This window comes from Vibrio genomosp. F10 str. ZF-129 (assembly GCF_000287055.2).
In the GTDB taxonomy this organism is placed as follows: domain Bacteria; phylum Pseudomonadota; class Gammaproteobacteria; order Enterobacterales; family Vibrionaceae; genus Vibrio.
Genome location: NZ_AJYQ02000041.1, coordinates 1 through 619, shown reverse-complemented (window position 1 = coordinate 619; position 619 = coordinate 1). Strand labels below are relative to the sequence as shown.

The following is a 619-nucleotide window of genomic DNA, read 5'->3' as shown; positions in this document are numbered from 1 at the left end:
TGGTTTATTTGCCGCTTAGCAGAGCGTTAGCTTTCTAAGTGCGCATCATTGATTTTTATACGCTTTTTGATGCTGTTGCACCATAGAAAGCCTAAACTCTAGCAGCTCATTTTCGTAGTTTTGTTAAGCGCTTTTCAACTTCTTTTTGCTCCCAGTCATCCCCTAAAAAATTGAATATCTCAAATGCCTTGATAGCGTGTGAAAGCATAAATATTCCCCAGCCTAAAGCAGGATAAATTGCCCAAAGTTCCTCAGTACCAGTTACGAAATTAATGACAAACAATAGGCATATTACCGACAAGTATTTGGTTAAGTGGACATAAAATTCTTTTACCTTTTTAACTTGAGCCCGTATGTGTTCTTGTTGATTAGTTGTGTGCATTGTTTGATCCATTTCACTATCCTTTTTTAACGTAAGTATCGAATACGGAGTAATGATAAATGTAGTTGTAGGGCTTGAGGTTTCTTTGCGACGAAATGCTGAAAAGGGGAAGTGAAGTGTCAATAACTAGGATAAAGTGTCCACACCCAAGGGATACGAACCAAAAAGTGGCATTCTTGAGTTTCTAGTTCTCCCAAGCTCGTAAGCTAACAAAGCGTTTAAGACGGATTCCCAACG

Annotated in this window: 1 protein-coding gene; it reads right to left on the bottom strand. The window is 38.6% G+C overall.

Features of this window, described 5'->3' with window-relative positions:
- Positions 1–106: 106 nt before the first annotated feature.
- The gene (locus A1QO_RS05815) at positions 107–394 is read right to left on the bottom strand and encodes a 2TM domain-containing protein (protein WP_017035278.1); all 288 of its coding nucleotides are present in this window, start codon (positions 392–394) and stop codon (positions 107–109) included.
- Positions 395–619 lie beyond the last annotated feature (225 nt).